We start from the raw sequence: 19105 nt of genomic DNA, 5'->3' as shown, positions 1-19105 counted from the left end.
GGTCGCCCGGCAAAATCGCGCCTTGCACCTTCCTCTAATGTCGATTAGTTATGAAAGAATCGTAATTGATTATTAAAGGGAATGACGCCGCCTACGGTAGAATCGCGGGCTCAAATCCCAATAAAAGTGACGGCGGATGCTTGGTCGCAGAGCGCACGGCGCTCGTCGACAAACCCGCCGTTTCGTTTTTCCATGATCGAAATACGCAATATCTCCCAGCGGTTCGCGGGACCCCGGGGCTGGGTCGAGGCACTGCACAACGTCAATCTGTCGATTCCGGCGGGCGAAGTGTTCGGCATCATCGGTCGCAGCGGCGCGGGCAAGAGCACGCTTGTGCGGACCATCAACCTGCTGACGCGTCCGACGGAAGGCAACATCGTCGTCGACGGCCGGGATCTCACCACGCTGCCCGCTGCGCAATTGCGCGAGGCGCGCCGCGAAATCGGCATGATCTTCCAGCACTTCAACCTGCTGTCGTCGCGCACGGTGTACGAGAACGTCGCGCTTCCGCTCGAACTCGCCGGCATGAAGCGCGACGAGATCGAGGCGCACGTGCTGCCGCTGCTTGAACTCGTGGGCTTGTCCGCGCAGAAGGACCGTTACCCGGCGCAGATCAGCGGCGGGCAAAAACAGCGCGTGGGCATCGCGCGAGCGCTCGCTAGCAAGCCGAAGGTGCTGCTCTCGGACGAAGCGACGTCCGCGCTCGATCCCGAAACCACGCGCGCGATCCTCGAACTGCTCAAGCGGATCAATCGCGAACTGAATCTGACCATCGTGTTGATCACGCATCAGATGGACGTGATCAAGCAGGTTTGCGATCGCGTCGCCGTGCTCGACGCGGGCCGCGTGGTCGAACAGGGCAAGGTGATCGACGTGTTCCTCCAGCCGCATCACGAAGTCACGCGCGCGCTGATCGGCGACGTGATCGCGCAAGAGCTCCCGCCTGCAATGAAGGCGCGTGTGGCCGAGCGTCTGAAGACCGGCAGCGGTCACCTGCTGCGCCTCGCGTTTACGGGTTCGGGCGTCGATCAGCCGATTCTCTCGGAGACGATTCGCCGCTACGAACTCGACTTCAACATCCTGCACGGACAGATCGACGAGATCCAGGGCCAGGCGTTCGGCTCGCTCGCGGTGCTCGCGGGCGGCGAGCCGACCAAGGTGGCGCAAGCGCTTGCTTATCTGCGCGAACAAGGTGTGGTGGTGGAGGAACTCTCGTATGTTGAGTGAAATGTTCGATATGTTCGTCCAGTCGTTCTGGGAAACGCTCGTCATGGTGGGCATTTCCGGACTGGTCGGCGCGCTGGTGGGTTTGCCGCTCGGCGTGCTGCTATATCTGACGGACCGTCAAGGCGTATTGCAGAACGTCGCAGTCAATCGTGCGATGGGCGTGGTCGTCAATGCCGTTCGCTCTACGCCGTTCATCATCCTGCTCGTGGCGGTGATTCCGTTCACCCGCCTCGTGGTCGGCTCGTCGATCGGCACGGCTGCGGCCGTTGTGCCGCTGACCATTGCCGCGGCGCCGTTCATTGCGCGACTCGTCGAGACCGCGCTGCGCGAAGTCGATCGCGGCCTGATCGAGGCGGCGCAAGCAATGGGCGCGACCACCAGCCAGATCGTATTCAAGGTGTTGTTGCCGGAATCGCTGCCGGGCGTCGTCGCCGGGTTGACGATCACGTTCGTCTCGCTGGTCGGGTATTCGGCGATGGCGGGCGCGATCGGCGGCGGCGGTCTCGGCGACCTCGGCATTCGGTACGGGTATCAGCGGTTTCTGCCGGAAGTCATGTTGACGGTCGTCGTGATTCTGATCGTCTTCGTGCAATTGGTGCAGTCGTTCGGGGATTGGCTCGTGCGTCGTCTGAGCCATAAATAATCAAAAGGTCCATCATGCAACGTCGTTTCATTTTCAAGCTCGCCGCGGCGCTCGGCGCCGTATCGATGTTCGCCGCCAACGCGGCTCACGCTGAAGACGCGATCAAGGTCGGCGTCACCGGCGGTCCGCACGCGCAGATCATGGAAGTCGTGAAGACTGTCGCGGCAAAGAACGGTCTGAACATCAAGATCGTCGAATTCTCCGACTACGTGCAGCCGAACGCGGCGCTCGCCGGTGGCGACCTCGACGCAAACAGCTATCAGCACGACCCGTACTTGCAGGCGCAGGTGAAGGACCGCGGCTACAAGCTGATTCGTGTCGCCGACACGGTCACGTATCCGATGGGCATCTATTCGAAGAAAGTGAAGACGCTGGCCGAGCTGCAGCCCGGCGCGAAGATCGCGGTGCCGAACGACCCGACCAACGGCGGCCGCGCGCTTTTGCTGCTGCAAAAGCAGGGGCTCCTGAAGTTGCGTGCCGACGCGGGTCTGAAGGCTACGCCGCTCGACATCGTCGACAATCCCCGGAAGCTTAAAATCGTCGAACTCGACGCCGCGCAGATTCCGCGCTCGCTCAACGACGTCGATGCGGCGGCAATCAACACTAACTTCGCGATGGAAGCAGGGCTGAAGCCGAAGCAGGATGCGATCGCGATCGAAGACCCGAAGGGTCCGTACGTGAACATCATCGCAATCCGCGAGGCGGACAGGAATAAGCCGTGGGTCGCCAAGCTGGTGGCGGCTTACCATTCGCCGGAAGTGAAGCAGTTCGTCGAGGGCAAGTTCGGCGGCGCTGTCATCACCGCTTGGTGAGCAGAGCGGCTTCAGATCCAGCAAAACACGTCGGCGATATGAGAATTAGAGTCGTAAGTAAGAACCCGGGGTTGCTGCCCGGGTTTTTTTGCGATTAAAATAGAACGACCGTTCGATATTGCCGTCACGCCACTGGGGAGCGATATCCTCGTGCTAGAACACCCGCGATAAGGCTGCAGTGAGGCAGTCGCTATAATGTTCGCTGGGTTGACGTATTCGTAACTTTGGAGCGTGTGCATGAAAATCCTGGTGCCAGTCAAGAGAGTGGTCGATTACAACGTGAAGGTCCGAGTGAAGTCGGACGGCACGGGCGTCGACATTGCGAACGTGAAGATGTCGATGAATCCGTTCGACGAAATCGCGGTTGAAGAGGCCGTGCGTCTGAAAGAAGCCGGTGTGGCGACTGAGGTGATCGCGGTATCAGCCGGTGTCGCGCAATCGCAGGAAACGCTGCGCACGGCGCTCGCCATCGGCGCCGACCGCGCGATCCTGATCGAGTCGTCGGAAGAATTGCAGCCGCTCGCTGTCGCCAAGCTGCTGAAGGCGCTCGTCGACAAGGAGCAGCCGCAACTGGTGATTCTCGGCAAGCAGGCTATCGACGACGATTCGAATCAGACCGGTCAGATGCTTGCCGCGCTGGCTAACCTGCCGCAGGCAACGTTCGCGTCGAAAGTGATCGTGGCTGACGGCAAGGCTACCGTGTCGCGCGAAGTGGACGGCGGTGCCGAGACGCTGTCGCTCACGCTGCCCGCAGTGGTCACCACCGACCTGCGCCTGAACGAGCCGCGCTATGTGACGCTGCCGAACATCATGAAGGCGAAGAAAAAGCCGCTCGAAACGATCAGGCCGGAAGACCTCGGTGTGGATGTCACGCCGCGTCTGAAAACGCTGAAGGTTGTCGAGCCGCCCAGGCGCTCCGCCGGTGTGAAGGTGCCGGATGTGAAGACGCTGGTCGAGAAGCTGAAGACCGAAGCCAAGGTGCTGTGAGCAGCGCACGGAGACGAATGAAATGACGAATCTGGTGAATCTTGTAATAGCAGAACACGACAACACGTCGATCAAGGGCGCTACGCTGAATACGATCGCAGCGGCGCAGAAAGTCGGCGGCGATATTCATGTGCTGGTCGCAGGTCAGAATGCGCAGGCTGCAGCGGATGCGGCGGCGAAGATCGCCGGTGTTTCCAAAGTGTTGCTGGCCGACGCGCCGCAACTGGCCGAAGGGCTCGCTGAAAACGTCGAAGCCACGGTGCTGAACATTGCAAAGGACTACTCGCACATCTTCGCGCCGGCCACCGCCTACGGCAAGAACATCGCGCCGCGTATTGCAGCGAAGCTCGATGTCGCGCAGATCAGCGATATCACCGCGGTTGATTCCCCGGACACGTTCGAGCGCCCGATCTACGCGGGCAACGCTATTGCGACGGTGCAGTCGGCCGATCCGATCAAGGTCATTACCGTACGCACGACGGGCTTCGACGCCGTTGCAGCCGAAGGCGGCAATGGGACGGTGGAGAAGATCGAAGCAGCCGCGGACGCGGGCATCTCGCAGTTCGTCAGCCGTGAAGTGACGAAGCTGGATCGTCCGGAACTGACGTCGGCGAAGATCATCGTTTCGGGCGGGCGCGGCCTGGGCAACGGCGAGAACTACACCAGGGTTCTCGAGCCGCTGGCCGACAAGCTGAATGCGGCGCTGGGTGCATCGCGTGCAGCAGTGGACGCGGGTTTTGTGCCGAACGACTATCAGGTCGGCCAGACCGGCAAGATCGTCGCGCCGCAACTTTATGTAGCGGTCGGCATCTCGGGCGCGATCCAGCATCTGGCAGGGATGAAGGACAGCAAGGTGATCGTCGCCATCAACAAGGACCCGGAAGCGCCGATTTTCAGCGTTGCCGACTATGGCCTTGTTGGCGATCTGTTTACGCTGGTGCCGGAACTCGTCAGCGAACTCGGCTAAGCGTCCGGGCGCCGTATAAAAGCCATTCAAAGGCGTTAGGCGACATATAAAGGGCGCGGGACCAACAAGTCCGGCGCCCTTTTTCCATCAAGGCAGGAGGAGAACACAATGAGCTATACGGCGCCTATCAAGGACATGCTGTTCGTGATGAAAGAACTGGCGGATATCGAGCAGATCGCGACGCTGCCAGGCTTCGAGGACGCGAATCTGGACACCGCCCAGGCCGTGCTGGAAGAGTCGGCGAAACTATGCGGCGAAGTGCTCGCTCCGCTGAATGTGGAAGGCGATCGCAACCCGAGTAGCTGGAAAGACGGCGTAGTTACCGCGACGCCGGGCTTCAAGGAAGCGTTCCGCCAGTTTGGCGAAGGCGGCTGGCAGGGCGTGCAGCATCCCGTCGACTATGATGGTCAGGGCTTGCCCAAGCTGATCGCGACCGCGTGCATCGAAATGCTGAACGCGTCGAATCTGTCGTTCGCGTTGTGTCCGTTGCTGACCGACGGCGCGATCGAAGCGCTGCTGACCGCCGGCACCGACGCGCAGAAACAGACCTATGTGCCCAAGCTGGTTTCCGGAGAATGGACCGGCACGATGAACCTCACCGAGCCGCAAGCCGGCTCCGACCTCGCGCTCGTGCGCACGCGCGCAGAGCCGCAAGGCGACGATTCGTTCAAGCTCTTCGGCACGAAGATTTTCATCACGTGGGGCGAGCACGACATGGCGAAGAACATCGCGCATCTCGTGCTGGCGCGCACGCCGAATGCGCCTGAAGGCGTGAAGGGCATATCGCTCTTCATCGTTCCAAAGTTTCTGGTCAATGAAGACGGTTCGCTCGGCGAGCGTAACGACGTGCACTGCGTGTCGATCGAACACAAGCTCGGCATCAAGGCGAGCCCGACAGCGGTACTGCAATTCGGCGATCACGGCGGCGCGATCGGGCACTTGATCGGCGAGGAAAATCGCGGACTCGAGTACATGTTCATCATGATGAACGCGGCTCGTTTTGCCGTGGGCATGCAGGGCGTCGGCGTGTCGGATCGCGCGTATCAGAAGGCGGTCGCGTATGCGAAGGACCGCGTACAGAGCCGTCCCGTCGACGGCTCTGCAAAACAGCCGGTCGCGATCATTCAGCATCCGGACGTGCGTCGCATGCTGTCGACAATGCGTGCGCTCACGGAAGCGTCGCGTGCGCTCGCTTACGTCGCGGCAGGGCATTGCGATATCGCGCATCGTCATCCGGACGAAGCGACGCGTGCAAGCCACCAGGCGATCTACGAATTTCTCGTGCCGATCGTGAAGGGCTGGAGTACCGAGCTGTCGATCGACGTGACGAGCCTCGGCGTGCAGGTGCACGGCGGCATGGGTTTCATCGAGGAGACGGGCGCCGCGCAGTATTACCGCGATGCCCGCATCCTGCCGATTTACGAGGGAACGACTGCGATTCAGGCAAACGATCTGATCGGCCGCAAGACGGTGCGTGATGGCGGCAAGGTTGCGAAGGCGCTGCTCGCGGGCGTCGCTGAGACCGTCGAATCGCTCGGCGCGCAGCAAGGGCCTGCGTTCGAGTCGATGAAAAAGTATCTCGAGCAAGGGCAGCGCTCGTTGAGCGCCGCAATCGATTTCGTCGTCGCGAACACGAAAGAGGATCCGAACGCCGTGTTTGCCGGCAGCGTGCCTTATCTGAAGCTCGCCGGGATTGTGCTCGGCGGCTGGCAGATGGCGCGTGCACTCCTCGTCGCCGCTCAGAAGCGCGACGAAGACCCGGCGTTCTACAGCGCGAAAATCGCGACCGCGCAATTCTATGCGGAGCATGTGTTGCCGCTTGCGTCCGCACTCGAAGCGTCGATTGTCAGCGCGAAGGGCAGCGAGGGCGTGCTCGCGTTGTCGGCGGACCAGTTCTGACACGGTCTGTCGCTAGACATTGCCCTGTAAATGCAAACGGCGCCTTGTAGCAAGGCGCCGTTTCTCTTTTTTACGAGTCGCTTCGTGCAGTCACGAACCGGCTGACGACGCGGTATGCGTCAAATCTCGCGAGTTCTCGAAGTCACGCTTCGCGCATAAGCCGGACGATGCGCGCTGCCGGTGTCGCCGAGATAGCGATGTACCGACAGATCGTCTGCCTTGATGGCAGGCTGCTTGCCCGAGATGACGTCGGCGAGCAATTGGCCGGAACCACACGACATGGTCCAGCCGAGCGTGCCGTGGCCGGTGTTCAGGAACAGATTCGCCACCGGCGTGCGGCCGACGATCGGTGTACCGTCCGGCGTCATGGGTCGCAGCCCGGTCCAGAAGCTCGCCTTCGACGTATCGCCGCCACCCGGGAACAGGTCGTTCACGCAAAGTTCCAGCGTTTCACGGCGTGCCTGGCGCAACGACTTGTCGAAGCCGACGATCTCAGCCATGCCGCCCACGCGAATCCGGTTGTCGAAACGGGTGATCGCGATCTTGTAGGTTTCGTCCAGCACCGTGGAAATGGGCGCAGCCGCTTCATTGACGATGGGCGCCGTGATCGAGTAGCCCTTGAGCGGATACACCGGAATCTTCACGAGACCGGACAGGAATTTCGTCGAGTACGAACCCAGCGCGACCACGAACGAATCGGCGCGCACCAGTTCGTTGCCGCATTGCACGCCGGCAATGCGGTCTCCGGCCATGGCGAGTGCGTCGATCGGCGTGTTGTAGCGGAATTTGACACCCAGTTGCTCGGCCAGCGCGGCAAGGCGCGTGGTGAACATCTGACAGTCGCCGGTTTCGTCGCCCGGCAGGCGCAGACCGCCGGTCAACTTGTGGGAGACGGCGGCAAGCGCCGGTTCCGCCTGCGCCAGTTCGGCGGCCGAGAGCAGTTCGTACGGCACGTTGGCTTCGCGCAGCACCGCGATGTCTTTCGCCGCGCCGTCGAATTGCTGCTGCGTGCGGAACACCTGCAGCGTGCCGCCAGTGCGGCCTTCGTACTGGATGCCGGTCTCGGCGCGCAGCGCCTGCAGGCAATCGCGGCTGTATTCGGCAAGACGGACCATGCGGCCTTTGTTGACCGCATAGCGCGACTCGGTGCAGTTCTGCAGCATTTGCCACATCCATTGCAGCTGGAACTGCGTGCCGTCGAGGCGGATTGCGAGCGGTGCATGTTTCTGGAACATCCACTTGACGGCTTTCAGCGGCACGCCTGGTGCAGCCCACGGCGACGCATAACCGGGCGAGATCTGCCCGGCGTTGGCGAAACTGGTTTCGAGCGCCGGGCCGGCTTCCCGATCGATAACGGTCACTTCATGACCCGCCCGTGCCAGGTAATACGCGCTTGTCACGCCGACGACGCCACTGCCCAAAACGACGACTCGCATAGCTGCTCCGGAAAATTCGCAAAAATTCGGGGGCGGTGCGCTCGTTAGTTCGTGGATTCGTGCGATTAACGAGGTGTAACGCGGTTCGCCCAGTGTTAACCGCTATACTATGGTCGAGCCTGCAGGTTTTGTTATTGTATTTTTGCGATTTTCAGAAGAAACACTATGCGTACGCAGCGCCAGCCGGTCCGAGCTCTCGACAAGCTCGATCACAAGATTCTCCGTCTGCTGCAACAGGACGGTCGCATGGCCATGAAAGACCTCGCGGAGCAGGTCGGACTGTCGGTCACGCCGTGTATCGAGCGCGTGAAGCGCATGGAGCGCGACGGCGTCATTACCGGCTACTACGCGCGCGTGAATCCGGCGGAACTGGGCGCGGCGCTGCTCGTATTTGTAGAAATCACGCTGGATCACAAAAGCGGCAACATGTTCGACCAGTTTCGGCGCGAAGTTCAGAAAATCCCCGAAGTGCTCGAATGCCACCTCGTGTCAGGTGACTTCGACTATCTGATCAAGGCGCGGATCGGCGAAATGGCCGACTACCGCAAGCTGCTGGGCGACATCCTGCTGCAGCTCCCCGGCGCGGTGCAGTCGAAAAGCTACGTGGTTATGGAAGAAATCAAGGAAACGCTGACCATTCCCGTCGGCGACGAAGCCACGCGCTAGTTTTCCGCAGGGCTCGACAAACGGCGTAAACACTGTATATTTATACAGGTGTTTTGCGCCGTTTCTCATTAGTCTCCTGCTAGCCGTGACCAAATCCCACGTCTCTTCCGTCCGCGAGTTTCCAATCGCACCGCCAGCGCCTCGCAAGGGGCGCGGTGCGGTAACGAACTTGCAGGGACGCTACGAAGTCGACCACCGCGAAGCCGTAGACGACGGCTGGCTCGCGGTCCCGGACGAAGAGGAAGCACCGAAGGTTCTGCGTACGCAGGTTTTCGAGGAAAGGGCGAAGAGCATCCTCACGCGCAATAGCTCGCCGGATATTCCGTTCAGCGTGTCGCTCAATCCGTACCGTGGTTGCGAACACGGCTGTATCTATTGTTTCGCGCGGCCCACGCACAGCTATCTCGGGCTTTCGCCGGGACTCGACTTCGAAAGCCGGATCTATGCGAAGGTCAATGCGCCTGAATTGCTGGAGCGCGAACTTTCGAAGAAATCGTATGAGCCCGAGCCCATCGCGCTGGGCGTGAATACCGACGCCTGGCAGCCCGCGGAGCGCGATTGGCGGCTCACGCGCCGCGTGGTCGAGGTGCTCAGCGAGCGGAATCATCCATTTGCAGCGATCACGAAGTCGTCGCTGATCGAGCGTGATCTGGATCTGCTTGCGCCTATGGCGGCTCGGGGTCAGTTTATGGCAGCCATTACGATCACTACGCTAGACGCGGATATCGCTCGTACGCTGGAACCGCGCGCGGCTACGCCCTCGCGTCGGCTTCGAACCATCCGCACGTTGAGCGAGGCGGGCATTCCGGTCGGCGTGAGCATTGCGCCCGTCATTCCGTTTGTCACTGAGCCCGACATGGAGCGCGTGCTCGAGGCGTGCGCGGAAGCCGGCGCCAGCAATGCGAGTTATATCGTGCTCCGCTTACCGTGGGAGGTCGCACCGCTTTTCAAAGACTGGCTTGCCGCGCATTTTCCCGATCGCGCTGAACGGGTCATGGCGCGCGTGCGCGATATGCGCGGTGGTAAAGACTACGACTCGTCTTTTTCTGCCCGCATGAAGGGCGAAGGTTTGTGGGCCGATCTGCTTAAGCAGCGTTTCCACAAAGCAGTGCGTCGTTTAGGCCTGAACCAGCGCGACCGGGGCATTCTGGATATGTCCCACTTCCGGCGAAACGAGGCGCAGCGCGTGCCGGCGGCAATTCCGGACAATCCGCAACTCGATCTGTTCTAGCGCATTGCGCGGCGCGCCGGACTATTGCGAAAGTGCTTTGGCGGCCTGAACTTGCCCTTCGAAGTAGGTCTGGAAGGAAATGGCGAGGCCGGTCATCAACAGGAAGGCCCCAATTAGCAGCGAAAAGATCACCACGAAGATTACGGTCCAGCCCGATCGGCTGGTGCGCTGCGTGTGCGCGTTGAACTGCCTGTCCCATTTTTCGTCAGGGCGCAGACCGTAGACGATCGCGGCGAGGAATGCAGCTAAGAGAGAGACGGCGCCAGGAAACGCCAGGACCCAGCCCAGCATTGAGGTGCGTTCGCTCGCCACGAGCAACATCGCGCCTGGAATGCCGATCAGCGTGCCGATCAGGTGAGCCCAGCCGAAAAGGTCGCGCGGTCCGTACAGGTAAAAGCGATGTGCGCCGAGGGTGCCCAGGAAAAATGCCAGTGCGGCGGTAATAGTTTTGGATCGAAAGTAAGTCGAGGTCGAAACTGGCTTGGACATGTAGGCGAGAGCAGAGTAACGGGCGGTCAGTAACGCGGGCCGAAGGGGTAGTCACGGAGCGGGCACACCGTTGCCGCGGACCGTCGCGCATTCTACGCCGCTCGCGTGCGGCCGGTCACGCGGCGTACGGCCTCAGGGGACGCGGGCATGTTGCCGTCTGGCTTGCTGGTTCCTGTGTCGCGCACCGCGAGACCAGATTGACTGCTGGCCCACTGAAATGTGGAGCGGCCGGACGGGCGTTCAAGGCGCAGAGTAAGTGACGCGATAGATAGCGCCGGCGTAGTCGTCGCTGATAAGCAGGGACCCGTCGGGCAGCGGCAGGACATCGGCCGGGCGGCCCCAGACGGTTTCTCCCGGCTGGAGCCATCCTTCGGCGAACACTTCCTGACGCGCATGACTGCCGTCCGGCTCCGTGACGACGCGCATCACGCGGTAACCGGACTTCTTGCTTCGGTTCCAGGAACCGTGCTCGGCAATGAAAATGTTTGCGCGGTAGTCGGGCGGGAACATGGAGCCGCTATAGAAGCGCATGCCGAGCGCGGCCACGTGCGCACCTAGCTTGGCGACGGGCGGCGTATACGCGCTGCATGGGTGGCCCTCGCCAAATTCCGGGTCGGGAATGACGCCGGCGTGGCAGTACGGAAAGCCGAAGTCCATGCCGGCGCGCGGGGCGCGGTTGAGTTCGTCGTCGGGTGCGTCGTCGCCCAGCAGGTCGCGACCGTTATCGGTGAACCATAGTTCGTGCGTCACCGGATGCCAGGCAAACCCGACCGTGTTGCGTACACCGCGCGCCACGACTTCGTAATGATTGCCGTCCGCGTCCATGCGGCCGATCATCGCGTAGCGGTCGCGGTCTTTCTCGCAGACGTTACAGGGCGCGCCTTGCGGCACGTAAAGCTTGCCGTCCGGCCCGAAAGCGATGAATTTCGCGCCATGATGAGTCTCTGTCGGCAGTTTGTCCGTCACTACGACTGGTTTGGGCGGCGCATTAAGGCGCGTATCAATCGAGTCGAAGCGTAAAATCTTCGACACCGCGGAGACGTACAGCGCGCCGTTGTGCCAGGCCACGCCGACCGGAGTCTCCAGCCCCGAGGCCACCACATGGCGCGCGGTTGCGCGTCCGTCCTGCAGCTGGAGCGCGTACACGTGGCCGTCGAGGCTGCCTATATATAGAACGCCTTTCGGCGACAACGTCATGGCGCGAGCACTCGGTACAGCGTCCGACAAGACCTCAATGCGAAAACCGGCCGGCAGCTTGATGCGTTCAATAGGTAGCGCGGCAAACACATTGCACGCAAAGGAGGCCAGGAGTGCCGCCGCGACCGTGCGAAAACGGCGACAGAGCGGGGCGTTAGCGGTCCGACGGGCGAAGTAGACGAGTACGAGAGCGGCTCGGGACAGTGGTTTCACAAGGCGTTCCGTCAGGTTGTTTGGGCTTCTGGGCGCCGCCGACCACCCGCGCTGTATGGGCGGCGCAACCGCGCTGCTCAGTTTATCCCGGTAAGTGTTTGTTATGGCGTCAGTTTCCCGCTATAATCGCGTGTTTCAGTCGTTCCGAACCCCGGTTTTCAAGGATTCTAGTATGGTCATCATCCGCTTGGCTCGTGGCGGCTCCAAGAAGCGCCCGTTCTACAACATCGTCGCAACTGATTCGCGTAACCGTCGTGACGGCCGCTTCATCGAGCGCGTTGGTTTTTACAACCCGGTCGCTACGAAGGGCGAAGCCCTGCGTATCGCTCAAGACCGCCTCACGTACTGGCAAGGCGTTGGCGCACAACTGTCGCCGACCGTCCAGCGTCTCGTGAAAGAAGCGCAAAAGGCGCAGCCGGCTGCTTAATGGTAGCTCGCATGCGGATCGTCGTCGGGTTGCCCGGCGGCTCGCGCAACTTGCATGAGCAGTCCGATACGCAAGATTTTTTGCCGAAGCAGGCGTCGAAGTTCGTTGTGAGGCTCAATCATGTCCGAGCGTGATTCCGGCAGTTCAGGTCGCGTAAAGGCCAAAGAGCCGACACAAGAGCCGCCGAAAGGTGCGAGCTCACGTGCGAAGACGTCTGGTCAGGCGCCATTCGGTGCATTCGTCCGCAAGCCGGTCGAGCGGACCGAAGGCAAGGCGAAAGCCAATGTTGCAAACGCCGGTTCCGAGGCAGCAGCAATGCGCGCGGAAACGGCGGAGAGTTGGCCGGCCGACGCGGTCGAGGTCGGCGCAATCGTCGACGCATACGGTCTCAAAGGCTGGGTCAAGGTAGCTGCTCACGCGGATGCCGGCCATGGCGGCGACGCTTTGCTCAGTGCAAAGCGCTGGTGGCTGATGAAAGGCCGCGAGCGGCAGTCGGCGCCGTCATTGCAGGCGAAAACGCATAGCGACAGTGTGGTGGCCCATCTGGGCGGTGTCACTGACCGTGATGCGGCGTTGTCACTGCGCGGCTCTCGCGTCTATATCAGCCGCAGCGAATTCCCGGCGCTGGAAGCCGACGAATTCTACTGGGTCGACCTGCTCGGCCTGGATGTGGTGAACCTTGCCGGCGTCAACCTGGGCAAGGTGGCAGACATGATCGACAACGGCGCGCATTCGGTGTTGCGTGTCGAATATGCGGCAGCCGACAAGGTCGGCAAGCCGGTCACCGCCGAGCGTTTGATCCCGTTCGTCGGTGTGTTCGTCAAAACGGTGGACCAGGCGGCAAAGCAGATCATCGTCGACTGGGAAGCTGATTATTGACAGTTCAGCAAATCGAGTTCGCTAAAACGGAGAGAGCGATGCAGTTCGATGTCGTCACGCTCTTTCCCGAAATGTTTCGTGCGCTGACCGACTGGGGTATAACCAGCCGGGCAGCAAAGCAGGAGCGCTATGGGTTGCGAACGTGGAATCCGCGTGATTTCACAACCGACAACTACCGCACAATCGACGATCGCCCATACGGCGGCGGCCCCGGCATGGTCATGTTGGCCAAGCCGCTGGAAGATGCGATTGGCGCAGCCAGGGCGGCGCAGGCGGAGCAGGGCATCGGCGCGCCGCGCGTGGTGGTGATGTCGCCGCAAGGCGCCACGTTGAATCACGAGCGTGTCATGAAGTTCGCCGCGCAGCCAGGGCTGATTCTGCTGTGCGGACGCTACGAAGCGATCGATCAGCGTTTGCTTGACCGCGTTGTGGACGAAGAAGTCAGTCTTGGCGACTTCGTGCTGTCGGGCGGAGAGTTGCCCGCCATGGCCTTGATGGATGCGGTCGTGCGCCAACTGCCGGGCGTGCTCAATGATTCGCAGTCGGCGGTGCAGGACAGTTTTGTCGACGTGCTGCTCGATTGTCCGCACTACACGCGGCCCGAGGAATACCAAGGCGTGCGCGTGCCTGATGTGCTGCTTGGCGGCCATCACGCGGAAATCGAAGCGTGGCGTCGGCGCGAGGCCTTGCGAAACACGTTGCACAAGCGGCCTGACCTGATCGTCAAGGCTAGAAAAAACAAGATGTTGAGCCGTGCCGACGAGGCATGGCTTGCAAGTCTCGCGAAGGAAGAGCCGAAGGCGTAAAGCTTCGGTCTTTCGAGCGGACACCAGGCGGCGCCGCACATGCGTGTACGGCGCCTGATGTGAACCCATCCTCTATCGGGGCCGTAGCCGGGCATTTTCATGCGAGGCAGGTACGAACGCCGACAAGATGGACTTAGGAGTCAGTGATGAATCTGATTGCAAAACTCGAGCAGGAAGAAATTGCGCGCGCCCTCGGCGAAAAGACCATTCCCGAATTCGCTCCTGGCGATACGGTGATTGTCAGCGTGAACGTGGTTGAAGGTACGCGTAAGCGTGTTCAGGCTTACGAAGGCGTCGTGATCGCCAAGCGTAACCGTGGTCTGAATTCGTCGTTCATCGTCCGTAAGATTTCGTCGGGCGAAGGCGTCGAGCGTACGTTCCAGACGTACTCGCCGCTGCTGGCAAGCATCGTCGTGAAGCGTCGTGGCGATGTGCGTCGTGCGAAGCTGTACTACCTGCGCGACCGTTCGGGCAAGTCGGCTCGAATCAAGGAAAAGCTGGTCTCGAAAGACCGCGCTGCTTCCCAGGCGTAAATGCTGTAAGAAAAAGCACCCCTCGCGGGTGCTTTTTTGTTTGCCAGGTCAAAATAGCGGCATCGCCTCTACCGCTCACTCGAGAGATCCGTTGATCCGCCCCGCCTTTGAACCTGAAACGTTGCCTGTCGAAGCGACCGGCGCCCACTTGCCGCCAGTGCCCGCGGAGCGTCTCACGCCCGATGGCCTGCGCCGCCGTTTCAAACAGCATCTTTGCTGGACACCCGAGCCGATCGTCGAGGCGCCGTGGCGCAATACTCAGGGCGATCCGCGTGTCGCCTCTGTACTGGTCCCGCTCGTAATCCGCGCAAATGGCCTGACTGTGCTGCTCACGCAGCGTGCCGACCATCTTAACGATCACGCAGGCCAGGTCAGCTTCCCTGGTGGCCGGCAGGAACCGTTCGACGCAGACGCCACAGCCACTGCTTTGCGCGAAGCGCAGGAGGAAGTTGGCTTGGCGCCGTCGCGTGTCGAAGTGCTTGGCGCGCTGCCCGACTATCTGACAGGCACCGGTTTCCGCGTGACGCCGGTAATCGGCCTTGTGCATCCGCCGTTCGCATTGAAAGCGGACGCGCTGGAGGTCGCAGAAGTATTCGAAGTGCCGCTCGCATTTCTAATGAACCCGGCGCATCACGAAGAACGCGTGTTCCGTTACGAAGGAGGCGAACGGCGTTTCTTCGCTATGCCGTACCCGCGCGGCGCGTCATTGGAAGCGGCTGAAAGAGACGACGGCACGGGCAGCCACTATTTCATCTGGGGCGCGACGGCCGCCATGCTGCGCAATTTCTATCGCTTTCTAATGGCTTAAGGCGAGGTGACGCGCACGGTCGCCCGATGTTTGGCAACGACCTCGCTCAGCGGCATCCGACCCTGTGCTATCGTTATGAAACAATCGTAAAACTCGAAAAGCACGGCGCATCGCATGACTTTTTTTTCCGTATTGCTGGCTCTGATCATTGAACAGGTGCGCGCACTGTCGCCGAACAATCCGGTATCCGCGCTGCTTCAATACCACGCGGAGTCGGCGGCGCACGGATTCGATGCGGGCAAGCCCAAGCACGGCCTTCTTGCATGGCTCGTCGTAGTGGTGCCGTGGACACTCGTCGTCGCGCTCGTCTACTACGTGCTGTACAACATCCATTTCGCGCTTGCTTTCCTGTGGAACGTCGCGGTGCTGTACTTCACGCTGGGCTTTCGCCAGTTCAGCCATTACTTTACGGACATTCATCTCGCGCTCAATAACGACGACGTGCCGCGCGCCCGTGAAATTCTGAACGAATGGACCGGCCTCGACACGCTCGACATGCCGGTCAGCGAGATCGTGCGCCATACCCTGATTCACGCAGTTGTCGCGTCGCATCGCCACGTTTTCGGCGTGTTCTTCTGGTTCCTGATTCCGGTGGGGCCGGCGGGCGCGGTGCTGTATCGCATCGCCGAATATTTGTCGCGCACGTGGGCGCGTCCGGTGGACGACCGTACCCTCGCGTTTTCAAGTTTTGCGCAGCGCGCATTTTTCGTGATCGACTGGGTGCCGGCGCGGCTTACGTCGCTGGGCTTTGCGATTGTCGGAAATTTCGAAGACGCGATCTATGCATGGCGTAACCATGCGCGTCAGTGGCCGGATGCGAACGACGGCGTGTTGCTGGCCGCCGGCAGCGGCGCGCTTGGTGCGCGTCTGAGCGGGCCGCTCGCGGAGCCATCGAGTCTCGACGCGCTCGCCACCGGCGACGGCGGTCCCATGCAAGTCGGCGACGATTGCACGCCGCGCACGCTGCAGTCGGCCGTCGGGCTGGTGTGGCGCGCAGTCGTGTTGTGGATGATCCTGTTGCTCATGCTGACAATCGCCGTGTGGCTCGCTTGACCGCACACGCATGCGAACAAAAAAAGCCGGGTCGCCCCGGCTTTTTTTACGTCCTTCTCCAGGCTCAGGGCGCTTTGAGAACTGTAGTCCGCTGAGGCAGAACATCGACCACGCCGCGTCAGTCTGAACAGCATCGCATCAAGCGCATCAGCTCATGTGCGTACTGCGGAGGCGCGAATCACCCGTCCAATGGATCGCGCGCCGTACCGCACTGCCAGCACACGGTGAATTGCGCTTCGAGCCTCTCGCCGCACTGGCGGCACTGCCAGCCGGGCGCACCGGCCGCCGGACCTTGCGATGCAGCATCGATCAAGCGCCGCGCCACGGCCTCGTCACGGTCGTCGACAAGCCAGAGCTCAGGCGCGCACTGATCGGCGGGAATATCGCCGAGCGCGCCGTTCAGATAGCGGTTGTGCAACTCGCACGGAATGCCGGCCGCGGCCAGCACATTGACCCAATGCTGTCCGATGATGAGGTTGGGCGCGCGCATCAGCCTCATGTCAGCGAACGATCTGACTGGCTTCGTGCACGAGTTGCGCGTACAGCGCATGGCGTTCGCGGCGGATACGGCCATCGGCAACCGCCTCGAGGATCGCGCAGCCCGGCTCTTGCAGGTGATGGCAGTTGTAGAAGCGGCAATTGGGCAAGAGCGGCCGGAACTCCGGAAACGCGCGTTCGAGCCGGCCTTCGGTCAAATGATGCAGGCCGAATTCCTGGAAGCCCGGCGAGTCGATCAGTGCGCCGCCTTCGCCATCCACGCTGCGAGTATGGTGCGCGTTGTCCGCCGTGTCATTGCGGGCGAAGTGCGGCAGCGGATAGAGACGCGTGAACGTCGTCGTATGGCGGCCGCTGTTCAGCGCCGTCGAGATCTCGCGCGTGGCGACTTCGGCGTCCGGAATCAGCAGATTCACGAGCGTGGACTTGCCCATGCCGGACTGGCCGAGCAACAGCGTCGAATGACCGCGCAAGTGTTCGATCAACGCGGTGCGAGCGGCCTCGGGTTGGGCCTTGATCGACACTTCCACCACCGTGTAGCCGAGCGCGCGATACGGCTCCAGCCGTTTGCGAGCGCCTTCGAGCGCATCGGTCACGTCGATCTTGTTCAGCACGATCAACGGTTTCAGTTCGTTGGCTTCCGCTGCGACGAGCGCCCGGCCGAGCAGGTCTTCGCTGAAATGCGGCTCTGTCGCGAGCACGATCAGCAACTGGTCGAGATTCGCGGCGAACAGCTTCGACTTGTACTGATCCGAACGATAGAGCAGATTGCGCCGCTCGCCGATTTCGACGATCACGCCCTGGTCGGCGGAAGTAGGCTCGTAGATCACGCGGTCGCCTACCGCGACTTCGCTGCGCTTGCCGCGTGGGAAGCATTGGAGCATCGGGCCGCCGTCTTCGGGCGCGACCAGATAGTGGCGGCCATGCGCGGCCACCACGAGGCCGCCTACGCGCGTGCTGGACGGCGCGCGCGGCGCTTTCTGAGGGCGGCCGCTCATGCGTGGCGCAACAGTCGGTCGATCCGCTGCGACGCAGGCGGATGCGAGTAATAGAACGCGGTGTAGAGCGGATCGGGCGTCAGTGTGGACGCATTGTCTTCATACAGCTTGACGAGGGCGTTGACGAGGTCTTGCGCGCGGGTTTGCGTGGCTGCGAATGCATCGGCCTCGAACTCATGCTTGCGCGACGTGAGACTGCCGAGCGGCGTCACAAAGAACACGAACACAGGCAGTGCAAGGAAGAACAGCACGAGCGCGAGTCCGCTATTACCGCCGACTAGCGACGGCCGCACGCCCAGCCCTTCGTAGAACCACACGGACTGCGTGAGCCAGCCGAGCAAGGCGAGCATAGCGAGGCTGAGCGCGAACGTGACCAGCATCCGCTTGATCACGTGACGGCGTTTAAAGTGGCCGAGTTCGTGCGCAAGCACGGCCTCGATCTCGCTGCCCGACAGGCGCGCAAGCAGCGTGTCGAAGAACACGATCCGCTTGGCCGCGCCGAAGCCGGTGAAATACGCGTTGCCGTGCGCGGAGCGGCGGCTGCCGTCCATGACGAAAAGGCCTTTGGCCGCGAAGCCGCAGCGTTTCATCAGCGCCTCGATGCGGCTTTTCAGCGCTTCGTCCTTGAGCGGTTCGAACTTGTTGAATAGCGGTGCGATAAACGACGGGTACAGCACCAGCACGAGCATCTGGAAGACGACCCAGACGATCCACGTCCACAGCCACCAGAAACTGCCCGCCTGGTTCATCAGCCACAGTACGACGAACAGCAACGGCAGACCGAACGCGACGCCAAGCAGGACGCCCTTCAACCGGTCGACGATGAAAATGCGCTTGCTCATCCGGTTAAAGCCGAAGCGTTGCTCGATTACAAACTGCCGGAAGTAATCGAACGGCAGGTCGATCGCGCTGGTAATCGCGATCACGGCCGCGACCAGTGCGATTTGCCCGACGTAGCCGCGGCCGAGCCAGTCCGTGATCGCCAGATCGAGTGCCTGCACGCCGCCGAGCAGTGTCAGGCCGATCAGCACGGCGGCGCCGACGACAATTTCGATCATCGTGAGACGGGTGCGCTCGACGGTGTAGTCGGCGGCGCGCTGGTGCGCGCTCAGCGCGATAGTGCCGGCAAACTGGCTCGGCACCTGCTCGCGATGGCCGGCGACGAAGCGGATCTGCCGCGACGCGAGCCAGAGTTTCGTGCCGACCATCGCCACGACGGCGACGACGAACAGAACGGTGAAGTACAGGTTAGGCATCCGTGGATTCCGTGGTATCTATGCGAGAATTATATGTTTCTTCCCGCCTCGCAGCGGGGACATGCTCAAACCATCTCAAACGA

General features: G+C 61.6%; 20 protein-coding genes. 14 read left to right on the top strand and 6 right to left on the bottom strand.

Annotated features, from left to right (window positions below; translation table 11 throughout):
* Positions 1-192: 192 nt before the first annotated feature.
* From SB753_RS13185 to SB753_RS13160, 6 genes are all read left to right on the top strand, one after another.
* Complete coding sequence (locus SB753_RS13185; RefSeq protein WP_410800382.1) at positions 193-1227, top strand: methionine ABC transporter ATP-binding protein; 1035 nt, start codon at positions 193-195, stop codon at positions 1225-1227.
* Positions 1217-1870, top strand: coding sequence for a methionine ABC transporter permease (locus SB753_RS13180; protein WP_020068958.1), 654 nt, complete (start codon positions 1217-1219; stop codon positions 1868-1870). Before SB753_RS13185 ends, SB753_RS13180 begins: the two co-directional genes overlap by 11 nt.
* Before the next feature lie 14 nt (positions 1871-1884).
* On the top strand, positions 1885-2682 hold the full coding sequence (locus SB753_RS13175) for a MetQ/NlpA family ABC transporter substrate-binding protein (protein ID WP_204522277.1): 798 nt from the start codon (positions 1885-1887) through the stop codon (positions 2680-2682).
* Positions 2683-2919: 237 nt separating this feature from the next.
* Positions 2920-3669 carry an electron transfer flavoprotein subunit beta/FixA family protein gene (locus SB753_RS13170; RefSeq protein WP_410800381.1) on the top strand — a complete coding sequence of 250 codons (750 nt, stop codon included), beginning with the start codon at positions 2920-2922 and terminating at the stop codon, positions 3667-3669.
* Between the two features lie 31 nt (positions 3670-3700).
* The gene (locus SB753_RS13165) at positions 3701-4636 is read left to right on the top strand and encodes an electron transfer flavoprotein subunit alpha/FixB family protein (RefSeq protein WP_410800523.1); all 936 of its coding nucleotides are present in this window, start codon (positions 3701-3703) and stop codon (positions 4634-4636) included.
* Between the two features lie 108 nt (positions 4637-4744).
* Positions 4745-6535, top strand: a complete 1791-nt coding sequence (locus tag SB753_RS13160) for an acyl-CoA dehydrogenase (RefSeq protein WP_410800380.1) — start codon at positions 4745-4747, stop codon at positions 6533-6535.
* Positions 6536-6654: 119 nt separating this feature from the next.
* Here SB753_RS13160 and SB753_RS13155 read toward each other — a convergent pair whose 3' ends face one another.
* Positions 6655-7971, bottom strand: coding sequence for a D-amino acid dehydrogenase (locus SB753_RS13155; RefSeq protein ID WP_088173456.1), 1317 nt, complete (start codon positions 7969-7971; stop codon positions 6655-6657).
* A 165-nt stretch (positions 7972-8136) separates the two neighbouring features.
* On the opposite strand from SB753_RS13155, the gene SB753_RS13150 reads away from it, so the two are divergent.
* Both SB753_RS13150 and SB753_RS13145 read left to right on the top strand, forming a co-directional pair.
* Positions 8137-8637 carry an Lrp/AsnC ligand binding domain-containing protein gene (locus SB753_RS13150; RefSeq protein WP_013340120.1) on the top strand — a complete coding sequence of 167 codons (501 nt, stop codon included), beginning with the start codon at positions 8137-8139 and terminating at the stop codon, positions 8635-8637.
* A gap of 85 nt (positions 8638-8722) precedes the next feature.
* A complete protein-coding gene (locus tag SB753_RS13145; protein ID WP_088173457.1) occupies positions 8723-9868 on the top strand; it encodes a PA0069 family radical SAM protein in 1146 nt (381 codons plus the stop codon).
* Between the two features lie 21 nt (positions 9869-9889).
* Here SB753_RS13145 and SB753_RS13140 read toward each other — a convergent pair whose 3' ends face one another.
* Complete coding sequence (locus tag SB753_RS13140; protein ID WP_087752513.1) at positions 9890-10357, bottom strand: NINE protein; 468 nt, start codon at positions 10355-10357, stop codon at positions 9890-9892.
* Positions 10358-10597: 240 nt separating this feature from the next.
* Positions 10598-11665, bottom strand: a complete 1068-nt coding sequence (locus SB753_RS13135; protein ID WP_408200678.1) for a PQQ-dependent sugar dehydrogenase — start codon at positions 11663-11665, stop codon at positions 10598-10600.
* 274 nt (positions 11666-11939) lie between these two features.
* Here SB753_RS13135 and rpsP point away from each other — a divergent pair, with 274 nt between their 5' ends.
* The 6 genes from rpsP (at position 11940) to SB753_RS13105 (ending at position 16273) form a co-directional block, all read left to right on the top strand.
* Positions 11940-12194 carry a 30S ribosomal protein S16 gene (gene rpsP, locus SB753_RS13130; protein WP_006400702.1) on the top strand — a complete coding sequence of 85 codons (255 nt, stop codon included), beginning with the start codon at positions 11940-11942 and terminating at the stop codon, positions 12192-12194.
* Positions 12195-12314: 120 nt separating this feature from the next.
* Complete coding sequence (gene rimM, locus SB753_RS13125; protein ID WP_088173459.1) at positions 12315-13073, top strand: ribosome maturation factor RimM; 759 nt, start codon at positions 12315-12317, stop codon at positions 13071-13073.
* Positions 13074-13111: 38 nt separating this feature from the next.
* Positions 13112-13879, top strand: coding sequence for a tRNA (guanosine(37)-N1)-methyltransferase TrmD (gene trmD, locus SB753_RS13120; protein ID WP_410800379.1), 768 nt, complete (start codon positions 13112-13114; stop codon positions 13877-13879).
* 146 nt (positions 13880-14025) lie between these two features.
* Positions 14026-14412, top strand: coding sequence for a 50S ribosomal protein L19 (gene rplS / locus SB753_RS13115; RefSeq protein WP_020069334.1), 387 nt, complete (start codon positions 14026-14028; stop codon positions 14410-14412).
* A gap of 91 nt (positions 14413-14503) precedes the next feature.
* A complete protein-coding gene (locus SB753_RS13110) occupies positions 14504-15220 on the top strand; it encodes a CoA pyrophosphatase (protein ID WP_020069335.1) in 717 nt (238 codons plus the stop codon).
* 114 nt (positions 15221-15334) lie between these two features.
* On the top strand, positions 15335-16273 hold the full coding sequence (locus tag SB753_RS13105; protein WP_410800378.1) for a CobD/CbiB family protein: 939 nt from the start codon (positions 15335-15337) through the stop codon (positions 16271-16273).
* 178 nt (positions 16274-16451) lie between these two features.
* On the opposite strand, the gene SB753_RS13100 is transcribed toward SB753_RS13105, so the two are convergent.
* From SB753_RS13100 to SB753_RS13090, 3 genes are read right to left on the bottom strand one after another with little or no spacing between them, the layout of a single operon-like run.
* Positions 16452-16772: a DUF2007 domain-containing protein gene (locus SB753_RS13100; protein WP_087752516.1), complete on the bottom strand. Its 321-nt coding sequence runs from the start codon at positions 16770-16772 to the stop codon at positions 16452-16454.
* Position 16773: 1 nt separating this feature from the next.
* Positions 16774-17766, bottom strand: a complete 993-nt coding sequence (rsgA, locus tag SB753_RS13095) for a ribosome small subunit-dependent GTPase A (RefSeq protein WP_020069338.1) — start codon at positions 17764-17766, stop codon at positions 16774-16776.
* Positions 17763-19022, bottom strand: coding sequence for a M48 family metallopeptidase (locus tag SB753_RS13090; protein ID WP_410800377.1), 1260 nt, complete (start codon positions 19020-19022; stop codon positions 17763-17765). The genes rsgA and SB753_RS13090 overlap by 4 nt, the downstream gene beginning before the upstream one ends.
* Positions 19023-19105: the final 83 nt, after the last annotated feature.

Source organism: Paraburkholderia sp. SIMBA_053 (assembly GCF_046534895.1).
Classification (GTDB): Bacteria; Pseudomonadota; Gammaproteobacteria; order Burkholderiales; family Burkholderiaceae; genus Paraburkholderia; species Paraburkholderia caledonica.
This window is presented reverse-complemented; position numbering and strand designations above follow the sequence as displayed.

Coding starts and splice junctions, on each gene's coding strand:
- SB753_RS13150 (WP_013340120.1), top strand. CDS start 8,137: ATGCGTACGCAGCGCCAGCCGGTCCGAGCTCTCGACAAGCTCGATCAC.
- trmD (WP_410800379.1), top strand. CDS start 13,112: ATGCAGTTCGATGTCGTCACGCTCTTTCCCGAAATGTTTCGTGCGCTG.
- rplS (WP_020069334.1), top strand. CDS start 14,026: ATGAATCTGATTGCAAAACTCGAGCAGGAAGAAATTGCGCGCGCCCTC.
- SB753_RS13160 (WP_410800380.1), top strand. CDS start 4,745: ATGAGCTATACGGCGCCTATCAAGGACATGCTGTTCGTGATGAAAGAA.
- SB753_RS13140 (WP_087752513.1), bottom strand. CDS start 10,357: ATGTCCAAGCCAGTTTCGACCTCGACTTACTTTCGATCCAAAACTATT.
- SB753_RS13170 (WP_410800381.1), top strand. CDS start 2,920: ATGAAAATCCTGGTGCCAGTCAAGAGAGTGGTCGATTACAACGTGAAG.
- SB753_RS13100 (WP_087752516.1), bottom strand. CDS start 16,772: ATGAGGCTGATGCGCGCGCCCAACCTCATCATCGGACAGCATTGGGTC.
- rpsP (WP_006400702.1), top strand. CDS start 11,940: ATGGTCATCATCCGCTTGGCTCGTGGCGGCTCCAAGAAGCGCCCGTTC.
- SB753_RS13175 (WP_204522277.1), top strand. CDS start 1,885: ATGCAACGTCGTTTCATTTTCAAGCTCGCCGCGGCGCTCGGCGCCGTA.
- SB753_RS13090 (WP_410800377.1), bottom strand. CDS start 19,022: ATGCCTAACCTGTACTTCACCGTTCTGTTCGTCGTCGCCGTCGTGGCG.
- SB753_RS13155 (WP_088173456.1), bottom strand. CDS start 7,971: ATGCGAGTCGTCGTTTTGGGCAGTGGCGTCGTCGGCGTGACAAGCGCG.
- SB753_RS13185 (WP_410800382.1), top strand. CDS start 193: ATGATCGAAATACGCAATATCTCCCAGCGGTTCGCGGGACCCCGGGGC.
- SB753_RS13105 (WP_410800378.1), top strand. CDS start 15,335: ATGACTTTTTTTTCCGTATTGCTGGCTCTGATCATTGAACAGGTGCGC.
- rsgA (WP_020069338.1), bottom strand. CDS start 17,766: ATGAGCGGCCGCCCTCAGAAAGCGCCGCGCGCGCCGTCCAGCACGCGC.
- SB753_RS13180 (WP_020068958.1), top strand. CDS start 1,217: ATGTTGAGTGAAATGTTCGATATGTTCGTCCAGTCGTTCTGGGAAACG.
- rimM (WP_088173459.1), top strand. CDS start 12,315: ATGTCCGAGCGTGATTCCGGCAGTTCAGGTCGCGTAAAGGCCAAAGAG.